The 14,187-nt window shown below is 65.3% G+C and carries 14 protein-coding genes; 7 read left to right on the forward strand and 7 right to left on the reverse strand.

Translation table 11 applies throughout. The annotated features are described in order from the left end of the window. The first annotated feature begins 1 nt into the window (after position 1). The 3 genes from RT424_RS12235 to RT424_RS12245 are packed head-to-tail and all read left to right on the forward strand — an operon-like array spanning position 2 to position 1,783. Complete coding sequence (locus RT424_RS12235) at positions 2-598, forward strand: biliverdin-producing heme oxygenase (protein WP_313438330.1); 597 nt, start codon at positions 2-4, stop codon at positions 596-598. Further along, entirely contained in the window at positions 582-1,016 is a 435-nt protein-coding gene (locus RT424_RS12240) for a YbaN family protein (RefSeq protein ID WP_313438333.1), read from the forward strand. The genes RT424_RS12235 and RT424_RS12240 overlap by 17 nt, the downstream gene beginning before the upstream one ends. Further along, on the forward strand, positions 1,013-1,783 hold the full coding sequence (locus tag RT424_RS12245) for an energy transducer TonB (RefSeq protein WP_313438335.1): 771 nt from the start codon (positions 1,013-1,015) through the stop codon (positions 1,781-1,783). Before RT424_RS12240 ends, RT424_RS12245 begins: the two co-directional genes overlap by 4 nt. Here RT424_RS12245 and RT424_RS12250 read toward each other — a convergent pair. Continuing rightward, complete coding sequence (locus RT424_RS12250) at positions 1,712-2,020, reverse strand: DUF3606 domain-containing protein (protein ID WP_313438338.1); 309 nt, start codon at positions 2,018-2,020, stop codon at positions 1,712-1,714. The two genes, RT424_RS12245 and RT424_RS12250, sit on opposite strands and share 72 nt — an antisense overlap. Positions 2,021-2,151: 131 nt before the next feature. Here RT424_RS12250 and RT424_RS12255 point away from each other — a divergent pair, with 131 nt between their 5' ends. The 4 genes from RT424_RS12255 to RT424_RS12270 all read left to right on the forward strand — a co-directional run bounded on the left by RT424_RS12255 (position 2,152) and on the right by RT424_RS12270 (position 5,953). Beyond that, complete coding sequence (locus RT424_RS12255; RefSeq protein ID WP_313438340.1) at positions 2,152-3,228, forward strand: catalase family protein; 1,077 nt, start codon at positions 2,152-2,154, stop codon at positions 3,226-3,228. Between the two features lie 10 nt (positions 3,229-3,238). Then, the gene (locus RT424_RS12260; protein ID WP_313438343.1) at positions 3,239-5,503 is read left to right on the forward strand and encodes an FdhF/YdeP family oxidoreductase; all 2,265 of its coding nucleotides are present in this window, start codon (positions 3,239-3,241) and stop codon (positions 5,501-5,503) included. Positions 5,504-5,570: 67 nt separating this feature from the next. After that, entirely contained in the window at positions 5,571-5,759 is a 189-nt protein-coding gene (locus tag RT424_RS12265; RefSeq protein WP_313438346.1) for a hypothetical protein, read from the forward strand. Then, complete coding sequence (locus tag RT424_RS12270; RefSeq protein WP_313438349.1) at positions 5,756-5,953, forward strand: hypothetical protein; 198 nt, start codon at positions 5,756-5,758, stop codon at positions 5,951-5,953. The genes RT424_RS12265 and RT424_RS12270 overlap by 4 nt, the downstream gene beginning before the upstream one ends. 338 nt (positions 5,954-6,291) lie before the next feature. On the opposite strand, the gene RT424_RS12275 is transcribed toward RT424_RS12270, so the two are convergent. The 6 genes from RT424_RS12275 to RT424_RS12300 all read right to left on the reverse strand — a co-directional run bounded on the left by RT424_RS12275 (position 6,292) and on the right by RT424_RS12300 (position 14,175). Beyond that, positions 6,292-8,103 carry a hypothetical protein gene (locus RT424_RS12275; RefSeq protein ID WP_313438352.1) on the reverse strand — a complete coding sequence of 604 codons (1,812 nt, stop codon included), beginning with the start codon at positions 8,101-8,103 and terminating at the stop codon, positions 6,292-6,294. Further along, the gene (locus RT424_RS12280) at positions 8,103-9,191 is read right to left on the reverse strand and encodes a chemotaxis response regulator protein-glutamate methylesterase (protein ID WP_313438355.1); all 1,089 of its coding nucleotides are present in this window, start codon (positions 9,189-9,191) and stop codon (positions 8,103-8,105) included. Before RT424_RS12280 ends, RT424_RS12275 begins: the two co-directional genes overlap by 1 nt. A gap of 4 nt (positions 9,192-9,195) precedes the next feature. Continuing rightward, positions 9,196-10,008, reverse strand: coding sequence for a protein-glutamate O-methyltransferase CheR (locus RT424_RS12285; RefSeq protein ID WP_313438403.1), 813 nt, complete (start codon positions 10,006-10,008; stop codon positions 9,196-9,198). 148 nt (positions 10,009-10,156) lie between these two features. Continuing rightward, complete coding sequence (locus RT424_RS12290) at positions 10,157-10,630, reverse strand: chemotaxis protein CheW (protein ID WP_313438357.1); 474 nt, start codon at positions 10,628-10,630, stop codon at positions 10,157-10,159. Continuing rightward, the gene (locus tag RT424_RS12295; RefSeq protein WP_313438360.1) at positions 10,627-12,420 is read right to left on the reverse strand and encodes a methyl-accepting chemotaxis protein; all 1,794 of its coding nucleotides are present in this window, start codon (positions 12,418-12,420) and stop codon (positions 10,627-10,629) included. The genes RT424_RS12290 and RT424_RS12295 overlap by 4 nt, the downstream gene beginning before the upstream one ends. Positions 12,421-12,486: 66 nt before the next feature. Next, the gene (locus RT424_RS12300) at positions 12,487-14,175 is read right to left on the reverse strand and encodes a methyl-accepting chemotaxis protein (RefSeq protein WP_313438363.1); all 1,689 of its coding nucleotides are present in this window, start codon (positions 14,173-14,175) and stop codon (positions 12,487-12,489) included. Positions 14,176-14,187: the final 12 nt, after the last annotated feature.

A 14,187-nucleotide genomic window follows, 5' to 3' on the forward strand; every position in this document is an offset into this window, starting at 1 on the left:
GATGTCCATCACCATCACCGATCCCACCGACAGCCGAGCCAAGCGCCTCAAGGCCGCGACCAGCCCCGTTCATGAAGGCGTGGACCGCTCCATCATGTCCGCCGCGTCGTTCGCCTCGCTGGACGGCTATCGGCAATTTCTGCGCATCCAGTACCTGTTCCACCGCGACGTCGAGGCGCTCTACGCCGACCCTCACCTGCGCGATGCGATCCCCGATCTCGCCAGCCGCTGCCGCATGGCCCGCGTGATCGCCGACATGGACGACCTCGGCCTCGACGTTCCCGCCACCGAGGCTCCTACTTTCGCGCTCGACACCCGCGCTGATCTCGGCACCGCGCTGGGCTGGCTCTATGTCGCGGAGGGTTCCAACATGGGCGCCGCGCTGCTGCGCAAGGAAGCGCAGAAGCTTGCTCTGTCCGACACCTTCGGCGCTCGCCACCTCGCCCCGTCCGAAGCCGGTCCGGCCCCGCACTGGCGCGCTTTCACCGCCGCGCTGGACGCCGTACCGCTCTCCGAAGCCGAAGAGGCCAGGGCCGACGAAGGCGCCCTTGCCGCATTCGCGCGGGTTCAGGCCCATATCGATGCCCACATCGCCTGAAGTGGCAGAAGCGGAACAGGCGCCGGATCTGCTGAAACGCGGACGCATGGCGCGCAGTGCCTGGCTGGTGCTGGGCCTCATGCTGGTCGCGGTCGGCTTCGTCGGCATTTTCGTGCCACTGTTACCGACCACCGACTTCATGCTGCTGGCGCTGCCCTGCTTCGCGCGCTCTTCGCCGCGACTGGAGGCCTGGCTGCTGAACCACCCGCGCTTCGGTCCCAGCCTCAGGGCATGGCGGCGGGACCGCGCGGTGCCGCGCCATGCCAAGATCGCCGCCTGCATCGGCATGACGCTGGGCTTCGCGCTGTTCTGGTTCCACGTCCATCCGCGCCCCCTGACCGCCACCGCAATCTGCGCCTTCATGCTGTTCTGGGCCGTCTGGATCTTCCGGCGTCCGGAGCCGGAAACAGACGCATGAGGCCGCGCCATTTTTCTGCGCCCGCCTGCCCCGGAGCATCAGCAGCCACGGGCTTCGCCGCGAGCCCCGCGAGCGGGCGCTACAGCGAAAACCCCACTTCCAGAAGTTCCCGCCTTGCCGGACTCGCGGGAACGAGCTGCATCGCCGTCCTGCTGGCCTTTGCGCTGCTGTTCACATGGCAGGTGGTGAGGCCGTCGCTGTCCCCCTCCCCCCGGCCGCTCGTGGTCGAATTCCAGCCTCTGGCGGCTCCTCCCGACCCGGTGCGGGAATTGCCGCCCGGACCGGTTCAGGTGGAAAGGCAGGACCACAAGCCGCAGCCGGTTCGGGACATCCCGCCGCCGCAGATCGTACTGGGCCAGACCCCGGCGACACCGCCGGTCACGCCGAAGTCACCCGACCTTGCCGATCCGGGACCACCGGTGCCGCAAACCACCGCTCCCAAAAGTATCGCGGCTCCGACGGCAGACCGCCTCTCCAGCGAGGCTCATCCCGACTGGGAAGCATCGGTGCTTGCCCACCTCGAACGCTTTCGCCGCTATCCTTCCCGCGCCCGCGCCATGCGCCAGCAAGGTGTCGTTTATGTCCGTTTCAGGATGGACCGGAGCGGCGCCGTGCTCAGCAGCGGCATCGTGCGCAAGTCCGGTTTCTTCACGCTGGATCAGGCCGCGCTCGACACGCTGCACCGCGCACAGCCGCTACCCACCATTCCTCCCGGCCGGCCAGACATCGTTGAATTCACCATGCCGATTCAATTCAAACTCGATTAAATCGCTGACATTGCGGCCGCTAGGTCCCTCGGCGCTGTTGCCGACAGCGGCAGCCGCGCGCTTCAAAGCCTCGCGAGAAACGCCGAATTTGCTGGTCCCATAATCGGCCTCATGATCTTTGCCCATTGCAGCTCGGGAAACATCCTTCTTCCCGGGCACATCTTTATCGTCTGCCATCCTCTTTCTCCTCTCCAAGAATAAAGAACGCGACAAATGGCCTGGGGCGCTCGTCTGCATGGCACGGTGAATATCAGGAATTTAGCGGTGGCGTAATCTTGGAACCCGCGCCCGCACAAAGCTCTTAGGCATGCATACCCAAGTTCCGCAGCGCGCGTGGCTGACATCGTGGCGCTATCAGGAGTGAACGCATGCCCCTTTCACCGCCACTCTCCTATTCACCCGATATCGAGGAAATCAGCGACGAGGAAACCGCGCTGGTCGGGCAGCTCAATGCCTCTTTCGATGAAATCCTACAGACGACGCACCAGGACTACGGAAAGGCCGTGCGGGCCGTCCACGCCAAGGCTCACGGCCTCCTTTCAGGCACATTGATGATCGCTGCAGACGTCCCGCCCGAACTCGCGCAAGGCCTGTTCGCCATGCCGGGGAGCTATCCCGTCCATATCCGGCTCTCGACCAATCCCGGCGACATCCTCGACGATGCGGTCGCTCTTCCCAGAGGGCTTGCCATGAAGGTTCTGAATGTCGAGGGGGGGCGGCTGCCCGGTGCCGAAGGTTCCACCCAGGACTTCGTAATGATCAACGGTCCGGTATTCACCACACCTGATATCAAAAAGTTCGCCGGTAACCTCAAGATCCTCGCCAAGACCACCGACCGCGCGGAAGGCGCGAAAGTCGCAGCCTCCAAGATCTTTCAGGCCATCAACGGCGCTCTTGGTGCGGTAGGCCTGGAAAGTACGAAGCTCGCCGGTCTGGGCGGGGCGCCTCAGGTCGATCCGCTGGAAGAAACCTATTTCAGCGTGACCCCGTTTCGCTACGGCAGTTATGTCGCCAAATTCCGTCTGCGCCCGCTCTCACGCGAACTTACCGATCTTACCGGCAAGAAGGTAGACACTTCCCTCGGGAAGGACGCCATTCGAGAAACCGTGCGGCGCGAGATGGCGCATATCCACGGCGAATGGGCCTTCGAAGTGCAATTGCGCCGCGATGCGCAGAGCCAGCCGATCGAGGACGCCTCGGTGGAATGGAAAGAGGACGAAGCGCCCTTCGTGCAAGTCGCCACCTTGCTTTTGCAGCCGCAGGATAGCTGGAGCGAAGCGCAAGTGCGCGCCGTGGATGAAGGCATGCGCTTTTCCGTGTGGACCGGGCTGGCCGCACACCGGCCGCTCGGTGGAATAAACCGCGCGCGGCAAGACACGTATCGTCACTCGGCCGACTTCAGGGCTGCGACGAACGGCTGTCCCCTTCACGAACCATTGGCGTAGGACGCGGAAAATGGATGATCTCGCAAGACCGCGCCGTTACGAGAACGCCACCGGCGGTTGGGGCTCGCTGGACGGCATCGCCCGTGTCGAGAAGACCAGCAAGGCGAAGCCTGCCGTACTTCAGACCTTGGCCGAACAGAACAAGCCGGGCGGCTATATGTGCTCGTCCTGCGCCTGGGCCAAGCCTCCGAACCCGCATGTCGCGGAATTCTGCGAGAACGGCGCCAAAGCGACGATCTGGGACCTGACCTCGCAGCGCTGCGCGCCCGAGTTCTTCGCGGAGCATTCGGTTTCTGAACTGCTCGACTGGGAGGATCACTATCTGGAAAAGGCCGGACGTCTTACCGAACCGCTGCGCTACGACGCCGCGAGCGACCGCTATGTGCGGGCCGGTTGGGATGAGGCCTTCCAGGCGATTGGCGATAGCCTAAAGCGCCTGGCACCGAAGGACGTCACCTTTTACGCGTCGGGCAAGGCGGCGCTGGAACCGTCCTATCTCTATGGCCTGTTCGCGCGAATGTATGGGCATAACAACCTGCCTGACAGCTCGAACATGTGCCACGAGACGACCTCTGTCGGGCTGAAGAAGGTTATCGGCTCGCCAGTCGGAACCTGCACGTTCGACGATCTCAAGCATTGCGATGCGATCTTCTATCTCGGCCAGAACCCGGGCACGAACAGTCCGCGCATCCTGCATCCGCTGAAGGAGGCCGTGGAGCGCGGCTGCAAGATCATCGCCTTCAATCCGCTGCGCGAGCGCGGCCTTGTCGAGTTCGTCGATCCTCAAAATCCCTGGCAGATGACCGTCGGCGCTTCCACGAAAATCGCGCACCAATATGTGCAGGTCCGGCCGGGCGGCGACATCGCCGCCCTGGTGGGCGTGTGCAAGCGAGTCCTCGAACGCGATGCCGAACAGGGAAACGTCCTCGACACCGCTTTCCTGGCCGCCCACTGCCATGGGCTTGAGGATTTCCGCGCGAAAGTTCTGGAAACGTCATGGAGCGATATCGAGCGGCATTCGGGTGTTTCGCAAGGCGAACTCGAACAGGCCGGCGATGTCTACGTCGCGGCGAAGAACGTCATTGGCATCTACGGCATGGGTCTCACCCAACAGGTTCACGGCTCGCAGGCGATCGGCATGCTGGTCAATCTTCTGCTGCTGCGCGGCAACATCGGCCGCCAGGGGGCCGGATGCCAGCCGATCCGGGGGCATTCGAACGTACAGGGCCAGCGGACCGTGGGCATTTCGGAAAAGCCGGAACTGGTGCCGATGGAAAAGCTGAAGGAAATATTCGGCTTCGACCCTCCCACGGAAAAAGGCCACACGACCGTCGAATTCCTGGAAGCGCTGCTTAAGGGCGATGCGAAGGGATTTATCGGACTCGGCGGCAATCTGGCGCGCGCCGTGCCGGACCAGTCCCTGGTCCATCCGGCCTGGCGTGACCTCGAACTGACGGTTCACGTCGCCACCCGGCTCAACCGGACCCATCTCCTGCCCGGCAAGCAGTCGTGGATCCTGCCCTGCCTCGTGCGCGCCGAGGAAGACCTTCAGGATAGCGGCCCTCAGACCGTGACGATCGAGGACAGCTTCAGCCACATCTACGGCTCGATCGGCCGGCGCGAGCCCGCCGGCCCGCATCTCAAGTCCGAACTGGCCATCGTCAGCGGCATAGCCAAGGCAACCCTGCCCGCCCATCCGTCATGGCGCTGGGACGAGTGGACCGGGGATTACGCGAAAGTCCGCGCCCTGATCGAGCGGACCTATCCGGACCAATTCCGCGACATGGAAGCGCGGATGAATGAACCGGGAGGGTTCTATCGCGGCAATCCGGCCCACGACCGAATCTGGAAGACGGAAAGCGGCAAGGCGGAGTTTACCGTGCCCGATGTCCTCAATGCAAACGGGCTCGATGAGCAGAGCGGCCGTTACACACTCGTCACCTTGCGATCCAACGACCAGTTCAACACGACTGTCTACGGTCATTCCGATCGGCTGCGCGGGCTTGAGGGAAGCCGCATGATCGTCTTGATGAACCCGGAGGACATGCGGGAGGCCGGGCTGGAAGAAGCATCGACAGTCACCCTTGTCACCGATTGCGACACGCAACATCGCCGAGACGTGCGGGGCCTTGCCGTCACCCCCTTCGACCTGCCGCGCGGTTGCCTTGCCGGCTACTTTCCCGAACTGAACCCGCTCATCCCGCTTGGTCACCACGACGTTCTGTCGAAGACTCCCGCTGCGAAGGGCGTGCCGGTGAGGATCGAAGTTGGTTGAGGAGTGGCAGTGCGGGAACGAGCCGGCTCGCGGCGCGCTTACCTATCGACACCTGATGGAGAGTATCATGTCGGACACAGATGCTACCGGAGCCCGGCGCGGCGCGCTGGGAGACGCCCGGCCCGATGCAGTCGACCCGCACCGCCAGAAGGAAGGAGCGCAGAAGCCGGAGAAAATCGAGGACCGTCCCTCGGTCGGAACCGTCAAGCCGGAAGACTACCCCGAAGACCAGCGCGCCCGGAACACGGGGCAATGATGCCCGAAGGAGACAAGCCCAGTTCGCGTCGCCTCGGGCGCGCCGGAATCATGGTGGTAGCGATCCTGCTCGCCGTCATTGTCCTGGTCTTCGCGGGACGCAGCCTGTGGCACGCCGAAGAACTCGAGCAGGAACAGCAAACGGGCGTGAAGGAGCATGACGGCGAACAAAGGACGACCGAGAAGGCCGAATAGCTTGAGAATTGGGAGTCTTCTAGCCCAACGCTCATGATAGCAGGAACGATAGCTGGTCCAGGGAACGCAAACTTCCACTGCAACGAGCCACGAAAAAAGGGCCGGGCACCGAAGTGCACCAGCCCCCTTGGACCATCAGCCCTGCGTGAGATTTAGCTTCACCAGCTTACGGAAACGCCCGCACGACCGCCAACGCCGTTGGAGCCCGAACCGGTCACGCCTTCCACCTTCGCGAAGGCGGAAAGACCCTGCGACGAACCCTGAACACCCAGTTCCCATCGGGATCGCAGTCGGCAGTTCAGTCCGTTTCAGGGTATCCCCCGCCCATCGCCTCTTGCCTAAAACAGACCATCGTCGAAATCGTCGTCATCGAGGTCGAACGGGTCGGCACTGGGCGCGGCTTCGGCGCCCGGCTGGAAGGCTCGGTGCACTTCGCGTTCGCGGGCCATGGTATAGCGCGCCGCGATCGATCCCAGCAAAGCGCCGAAGGCCGCTTCGCCCGCCTCGGGGATTTCCGCAGCCTCGCGACCAAGCCCCGTGAGCCTTTCGGCGATCGCCATGAGGGGGCCGCCGACGTCTTCGTCGCAATCGATCGCGCCGGTGGTTTCCTCCAGGATCGCCGTGACCGAGACGGCGCCTTCGTCGAGTGCCGATAGTCCGGAGCGCATGCGCTCGCCGCCGCTTCGGATGCAGTCGAGCGATACCGTCAGGGCTGCCCCCACATCCTCGGGAGCACCGTCCTCGGAGCCGCGGATGACGGCAGCGGCAGCGGTCAGCCCGTCGAAGGATTGGGCGATTCCGGAGGCGATCGTCGCCAGAGTGGCGGCGAAACCGCGAATTTCGGACGCCACCACGGCCAGTCCGCGCCCTTCCGCGCCCATGCGATAGCAGCGAAGGTCCGTGTTCCAGGCCATCTGCTGCACGTCGCTGGTAATGCGGTGGACCGTCGCCAGACGCTGCGCCAGGTTCTCGGCCGTCTTCGAGGCATGGCCGCTCAGCCGGTTCGAACGGGCATCGGCCTCTCGCAACCGCTCGGTCACGCTTGCCACGTCTGCCACGCTGCGCTCCAGCCGGTGGAGGAACACGCCGTCTCCGTTCCCATCCTCGGAATCACCGCCTTCGCGCAGTTCGAGCAGGCTGGCGGCGCTCGGGCCGATCCCACGCAAGCTGCTGGCAAGCAGGCGGGATTCGCGCTGGAAGTTCTCCAGCGTATCCACCGCCTGCGCCGAGATCAGGGCCACGGCGTGGTCCGCGATCAGGGCTGCGACATCCGCCGGAAGCTCTCCGGGGGCGGCGATGAAGGCATCGATATCGATCAGCCCATCGGCCAGATGCTCCAACCGCTGCCGGGTACTGTCGCCGACCTGGAGCGCCCCCAGCGCGGTGCCGACCTGCGCGCGAATATGACGGGCCACTTCGGCGATCCGCAAGGCGCGCTCGGCAAGATCGACCTGATGCCGTTGCAAGGCTACGGCATCGTCGGACAGCTTGCGCGGGATGTGCGGGATCACCAGCGCGCATTCCCCGGCCAGCTGGCGTTCCACCTCGAACATCGCGGGCACGGCTTCGGCCAGCCAGGCGATCTCTCGCGAAAGGCCTTCCATTTCGGTTTCGCCCAGGTCCAGCTTGACGAACATGCTATCGGCAAAGCCGGAAAAGTCGCCCGAGCCAGCCGCCGCCACCTTGATGTTGAGACCGCATATCCGCAGGAAGCTGAGCGTACGGTTGACTTGGTCGATCTGGTGCGAAAGCGCGGTGCCGGCCCGCTCGATCGAGACGAGCGCTTCCTTGCGCGCGGCCTGGATCGCGGGCAACTGCATCAGCCGGTCGGCGGTGCCGCGCATGTTGCCCACAGCGGCATCGGCGGCGTCGCGCTCGAAGGCATTGGTCACGCTTTCAAGCGCGCCGACCAGGCCCTCGACGATCTCATAGGCCCGCGCCAGTGCCGTGCCCGCCGCCACGAAACGCGCGTCGAGCCCTCCGGCGATGCCGGCGATTGCCTCGCTCATTTCCGCCAGCGAAGGCCCGGTATCGAGCGCGATCGGGAAAGAGGGCGCAGCGAGAACGGATTGGGCCAGATCGGCTTCGGGGAAAGTGGCGATATCGGTCATCTGCAATCTCTGTTCCTGGCCGTATTCTTGCATCGTCATCAGCGGTTGGTCGCCGCCAGCAGTTCGCGGGCGATGGAACCGAGCGGGACCACCCGATCCGCCGCGCCGCGCGCGATGGCCTCCTTGGGCATGCCGAAGACGATCGAACTCGCCTCATCCTGCGCGAACGTGCGGGCACCAGCCTGCTTCATCTCCAGCAAGCCCCGTGCGCCGTCGTCACCCATGCCGGTCATGATGACACCCACCGCGTTCGAGCCCGCCGCGCGCGCGGCCGAGCGGAACAGCACGTCCACCGAAGGACGATGCCGCGAAACCAGCGGACCGTCCTTGACCGCGACGTGATAGCGCGCGCCCTGCCGCTCCAGCATCAGGTGCTTGCCGCCCGGCGCGATCAGGACATGGCCGCGCAGCACCGGATCGCCGTCCACCGCTTCCTTCACGTCCACTTCGCAGAGGCCGTTCAGCCGCTTGGCGAAAGCGCGGGTGAAATTCTCCGGCATGTGCTGGACCACGACGACGCCCGGCGCATTGGCGGGGAGCGCCTCCAGCACTTCGCGCAGCGCCTCGGTGCCGCCGGTGGAGGCGCCGAGGCAGACCACCATCTCGGTGGTGCGGCTCATGGCCCGGCCGCTCGGCGGCGGCAGCACGGCATCGGCGGTCAGCTTTTTCTGCGGCCCCTCCGGCTTTACCTCGCGCACCGCGGGCCGTCCGCGCACCCGCGCGCGGGAAGCCCCTTTTACCACGTCACGGATCTGGAGGTTGTGCTCTACGAGATGGTCGGCAACGCCGATGCGGGGCTTGAGGATCACGTCCACCGCGCCCGCTTCCATCGCCTGGAGAAGCGTTTCGGAGCCCTCTTCGGTCAGCGAGGAACACATGACCACGGGCACTGGGCATTGCGACATCAGCTTGCGCAGAAAAGTAATGCCGTCCATGCGCGGCATTTCCACGTCCAGCGTGATGACGTCGGGCACTTCCTCCTGGATGCGGCGCGCGGCGCTGAACGGATCGGGCGCGGCGCCGATCACCTCGATCTCCGGGTCTTCCTGGAGGATCGTGGTCATCGCCTGGCGGACACTGGCGGAATCGTCGATGACGAGGACGCGGATTTTCCTGTTCTCGAGCATCGCCTCAGCCCTTCCGGAACACGGTATTGGCCACCTGGGTCAGCGGCAGGTCGTGACCGGTGATCGATTCCGAGTGGCCGAGGAAAAGGTAGCCGCCCGGCTTCAGACAATCGACCAGACGGGAGACGACCTGCTTCTGAGTCGGCTTGTCGAAATAGATCAGGACGTTGCGGCAAAAGACCAGATGCATCGGCTCGCCCACCGGGTAGCGATCGTCCATCAGGTTGAGCCGCGCAAAGCCGATCGCGCTGCGCAGCGCGGGTACCATGCGCACGTCGCGTCGCGCCGGATCGCGCGGGAACATCACATATTTGCGCTGAAGCGCATCCGGCACCGGATCGACGAGTTCCGCCGGATAGATGCCGGCACGCGCGGCTTCGAGCACGTCGGTATCGAGGTCGGTAGCCAGAATGCCATAGTCCGGTCCGCCCTGGGTCTCGGCATGATCGTCCAGCACCATGGCCAGGGTGTAAGGTTCGGGCCCGGTCGAGCAGGCCGCGCTCCAGGCGCGGATCGTGCGCACGCCGCGGGCGGTCATTTCCGGCAGGATGACCTTGCTCAGGTAGTCGAAATGGCCGGGCTCGCGGAAGAAGTCGGTCTTGTTGGTGGTGACCGCGTTGATCAGCGAGAGCCCTTCCTCCGCCAGATTTTCACCGGCAAAGATGTAATCGCAGTAGTCGTCAAGCGTGCGCGCCCCGCTCGCCCGCTGGCGGCGGCGCAGGCGGCCTTCGAGCATGGTCTTCTTGCTCTCGGGCATCTTGATACCGGAATAGTCGTAGATGTAGGCCGCCAGCCGCGCAAAATTGCGCTTGCTCATCGGGTCGCTGCCCTGGTGCGCCGCTGCGGGGGCACTGGACGAATTGCGACTGGCCAAGGCTGTCGTTTGCGCGGTTGCGGTCATCTGCGCGGCTCCGGGATTCGAATTGAGGGGTCAGGCAGCGAAGGACGTCAGGCAGCGAAGGACGTCAGTCAGCGAAGGACAGGCGTGAAGCTTCCTCGGCGGAGAAGATGCGCGGCATGTCCACCAGCACGGTGAAGCCCTCCTCGCGCTTCACAACCCCGCCGATATATTCGGACGGCCAGCGCACGCCGACGTCCGGCGCGCCGCCCATCTGGTCCGCCCGGAAGCTGGTGACCTCGATCACCCGGTCCACCACCAGCCCCAGCACCAGCACGCGGTCCTCCAGCGGAATGTCCACCACCAGAATGCGCGTCGCCGGGGTCGGCTCCGTCTGCGGCAGGCCCAACCGCAGACGGAAGTCGATCGTGGTCACGCCTTCGCCGCGCATGTCGGTGAGGCCGAGCAGGTAGTCCGGCCCGCCCGGAATGCGGAAGGTTTCGCGGTAGTCCAGGATCTCGCGGACCAGTGTCACCGGCACCGCGAAGATCTCCGCTCCGAGGCCGAAGGTAACGGCCTGGATCTCCTGGACGTCGCTCATGCCGCGTGCATCCCGAAGGCGTCGTCGCGGTCGTCCGGGCCGCCCATGGCAAGGTCGAGCGCGAAGCCGTTGGTGCGGGCCTGGCCATTGGCCGCCGCAGGGCGCTTCACCGGCGCCTTCACGGCCGTCTTGATCGGGGCGGCCTTACGTGGGCTGGCGGCGGCGCGGGGCGCCTTGCCGGCATCATCGACCCGGAAGTAGGCGATCGAGGCCTGAAGTTCCTCGGCCTGGGCAGCCAGTTCTTCCGACGTTGCGGAAATTTCTTCCGAAGCCCCGGCGTTCTGCTGGGTGACCTGGTCGAGCTGCTGGATCGCCTGGTTGATCTGGCCCGCGCCGATGTCCTGTTCGCGGCAGGCGGCGCTGATTTCCGAGATCAGTTCGGCGGTGCGGCGAATATCGGGCACTAGCTTGGAGAGCATCTCGCCCGCCTCGGTGGCGGCATCGACGGTATTGGACGAAACCGCGCCAATTTCGGCGGCAGCGCCCTGGCTGCGTTCGGCAAGCTTGCGCACTTCCGAAGCGACGACGGCGAAGCCGCGGCCATGTTCACCCGCACGCGCCGCCTCGACGGCCGCGTTGAGGGCAAGCAGGTCGGTCTGGCGGGCGATTTCCTGCACGATGCCGATCTTCTCGGCGATGGTGCGCATGGCGCCTACCGCACGGTCGACGGCAATGCCGCTGGCTTCCGCGTCCTGGGCCGATTGGCGCGCGATCTTCTCGGTCTGGGCCGCGTTCTCGGCGTTCTGCTTGATGTTCGCCGACATCTCTTCCATCGAGGCCGAGGCCTGCTCGGCAGCGGCGGCCTGCTCGGTCGCGCCCTGCGAGACCTGTTCGGAGGTCGAGGAGAGTTCCTGGCTGCCGCTGGCGACGTTGTTGGCCGCCACGGTGGCATCGCCCACCACGCCGCGCAGGCGCTCGATCATGCGGACGAGAGCATGGCCCAGCTTGTCCTGTTCCGACAAGGGCTTGTGGCTGACCGTCAGGTCGCCATCGGCGATCTTGTCGGCCAGGGCGGCGCTGACGCGCAAGTTGGCGGTCATCTTGTTGACGGTATCGACAAGGTCCCTGATCTCGTCGTTCGAGGTCACTTCCACGTCGTTGTCGAGGTCGCCGATGGCCACTGCATTGATCGCATTGCCGACCCGGCCGAGACCGCGCGACACGATCAGCGAAATCCACACCGCACCGACGAGCGCGCCGATGAAGGCGACGGCAGCGACCGTCAGCAGCGTGACGCGCGCCGAGCCATAGAGCGCGTCGGTTTCCTTATCGACCTGCTCCATGTCCTGGCGGGCGCGGACGACGAGATCCTCTGTCTGCTTCGTCACGCGGTCCAGGGAGTCGCGGGCACTGCCCAGCGCCAGCGCTGCCGCTTCCTCGTTCTGACCGGCCCGTGCCAGCGTCCTGATACGCGCGTCCAGCGGCTTGAAGGTCTCGTACGAAGAGCGCATTTCACTCCAGGTCTGTTTGGTTTCGGCCACGGCATTCGCCTCGCCTTCTTCCAGCAGACGGTCGAATTCGGACATCGAGCGGGTGGCCTTGTCGTCGAATTCCTTCACCAGTTCCGGATCGTTCGTCATCGTCATGTTGCGCTCGTTGCGCGCCAGCGTGCCGAACACGACCTGAACCTGCTGTGCCCGGTCGAGACGGGCCGCCGGACCGTCGATGAGATCGGTGATCGCAGTGTTGAGCGTGCCGAGGCGCGTCAGGCTGACGCCGACGACGACTGCAAGCAAGATCAGGATGATGGCGAAGGTCACGCCCAGTTTCATCTTTATGGTAGCGCGCATGGCAATGGGAATCCTGGAAGGCGGATTGGGGGGAAAGTCGGTAATGTGAAGTCGGTATGGGGGGCGTCAGGCCGCGTGGGTGCTGAACGCGTCGTCCTCGCTGTCGGGACCGCCGGTCGAAAGATCGAGCGCGAAGCCGCGAGCGCGGGCCTGCTGTTCGGCCACCGAGAGCGCGCGGGGCTTACGGACCGCCGCCGGGGCGGCCTTACGCGCCGCCTGTACCGGCTTGCGGACCGGCGCGGGCGCCATGGAACGGCGGCTGCCGCCATCGGAGGTGCGGAAATAGGCGATCGAGGCCTGAAGCTCCTCCGCCTGCGCGGCGAGTTCTTCCGAGGTCGTGGAGATCTGCTCGGAGGCCCCGGCGTTCTGCTGGGTCACCTGGTCGAGCTGCTGGATCGCCTGGTTGATCTGGGCCGCGCCGATATCCTGTTCGCGGCAAGCCACGCTGATCTCGGAAACCAGTTCGGCCGTGCGGCGGATGTCGGGCACCAGTTTGGAGAGCATCTCGCCCGCTTCGGCTGCCGCCTGCACGGTCTCGGTGGAAACCGCGCCGATCTCGGCGGCGGCATGCTGGCTGCGTTCGGCCAGCTTGCGCACTTCCGAGGCGACCACCGCGAAGCCACGGCCATGTTCTCCGGCGCGCGCCGCTTCTACCGCCGCGTTCAGGGCAAGCAGGTCGGTCTGGCGGGCGATTTCCTGGACGATGCCGATCTTCTCGGCGATCGTGCGCATCGCCCCGACCGCGCGCTCCACGGCAATGCCGCTCGATTCCGCATCCTTCGACGATTGGCGCGCGATCTTCTCGGTCTGCGCCGCGTTGTCGGCGTTCTGCTTGATGTTGGCGGCCATCTCTTCCATCGAGGCCGAAGCCTGTTCGGCAGCGGCGGCCTGCTCGGTCGCGCCTTGCGAGACCTGCTCGGAATTGGCCGAGAGTTCCTGGCTGCCCGCCGAGACGTTCTCGGCCGCCACGGTCGCATCGCCGACCACGCCGCGCAGGCGCTCGATCATGGTGTTCACGTTGCCGAGCAGATCACCGATCTCATCGTTGGAAGTAACCTCGGCGGTGCGGGTCAGGTCGCCTTCGGCCACCTGGCGCGTGGCATCTCCGGCTGCCTTCAGCCCGCGCGAGATGAGCAGCGCGAGATAGGCGGCGGCGATCAGGGTGATCAGCACGGCGGCCAGACCCATGCCGATCATCAGCGAACGCGCCGATCCGTAAGTCGCTTCGGTATCGTCGTCGGCCTGGCTCATCATGCGCTGCTGGGCCTGGACCAGGCTTTCGACGGTCTTGGTCACGGCCTGTGCGCGATCGCGGGATTCGCCCATGGTCAGGGTGGCGGCGGCAGCCTTGTCATGGGCGCTGAGTTCGCTCACCTGCTGGTTCACCGGCTTGAACGCATTCCACTGCTCGCGCAGCTGCGCCCAGCTTGCCCGCGTGCTTTCCGATGCGGCCGCATTGGCCTGCTCGACCTCCTGCTCCACCCGGTCGCGCCAGGTGGTGATGCGCGTTTCCAGTTCGCGCCGCTCCACCGGGTCGTTGGTGAGCACCAGGTTCTTTTCGGAACGAACCATCATACTGACGCCGCCATCGATCGCGCGGGCGCGGTCGAGTTGCTTGGCCGGGCCGGCAACGAGATCGCCCACGGCGTCATTGAGCGTGGCGAGGCGGGAAACGCCGACCACGATGACGGAGGCCATGATGATCAGCAGGAGCCCGAAAGTCCCCCAAAGCTTCAGCTTGATAGTTGCGCGCATGTCGGCCCCCCG

The sequence above is a fragment of the Novosphingobium sp. genome, assembly GCF_032093395.1.
In the GTDB taxonomy this organism is placed as follows: Bacteria; Pseudomonadota; Alphaproteobacteria; order Sphingomonadales; family Sphingomonadaceae; genus Novosphingobium.

Excerpts from the sequence above, each read along its gene's own strand:
- RT424_RS12235 (WP_313438330.1), top strand. The coding sequence starts at position 2 with ATGTCCATCACCATCACCGATCCCACCGACAGCCGAGCCAAGCGCCTC.
- RT424_RS12240 (WP_313438333.1), top strand. The coding sequence starts at position 582 with ATGCCCACATCGCCTGAAGTGGCAGAAGCGGAACAGGCGCCGGATCTG.
- RT424_RS12245 (WP_313438335.1), top strand. The coding sequence starts at position 1,013 with ATGAGGCCGCGCCATTTTTCTGCGCCCGCCTGCCCCGGAGCATCAGCA.
- RT424_RS12250 (WP_313438338.1), bottom strand. The coding sequence starts at position 2,020 with ATGCAGACGAGCGCCCCAGGCCATTTGTCGCGTTCTTTATTCTTGGAG.
- RT424_RS12255 (WP_313438340.1), top strand. The coding sequence starts at position 2,152 with ATGCCCCTTTCACCGCCACTCTCCTATTCACCCGATATCGAGGAAATC.
- RT424_RS12260 (WP_313438343.1), top strand. The coding sequence starts at position 3,239 with ATGGATGATCTCGCAAGACCGCGCCGTTACGAGAACGCCACCGGCGGT.
- RT424_RS12265 (WP_313438346.1), top strand. The coding sequence starts at position 5,571 with ATGTCGGACACAGATGCTACCGGAGCCCGGCGCGGCGCGCTGGGAGAC.
- RT424_RS12270 (WP_313438349.1), top strand. The coding sequence starts at position 5,756 with ATGATGCCCGAAGGAGACAAGCCCAGTTCGCGTCGCCTCGGGCGCGCC.
- RT424_RS12275 (WP_313438352.1), bottom strand. The coding sequence starts at position 8,103 with ATGACGATGCAAGAATACGGCCAGGAACAGAGATTGCAGATGACCGAT.
- RT424_RS12280 (WP_313438355.1), bottom strand. The coding sequence starts at position 9,191 with ATGCTCGAGAACAGGAAAATCCGCGTCCTCGTCATCGACGATTCCGCC.
- RT424_RS12285 (WP_313438403.1), bottom strand. The coding sequence starts at position 10,008 with ATGAGCAAGCGCAATTTTGCGCGGCTGGCGGCCTACATCTACGACTAT.
- RT424_RS12290 (WP_313438357.1), bottom strand. The coding sequence starts at position 10,630 with ATGAGCGACGTCCAGGAGATCCAGGCCGTTACCTTCGGCCTCGGAGCG.
- RT424_RS12295 (WP_313438360.1), bottom strand. The coding sequence starts at position 12,420 with ATGCGCGCTACCATAAAGATGAAACTGGGCGTGACCTTCGCCATCATC.
- RT424_RS12300 (WP_313438363.1), bottom strand. The coding sequence starts at position 14,175 with ATGCGCGCAACTATCAAGCTGAAGCTTTGGGGGACTTTCGGGCTCCTG.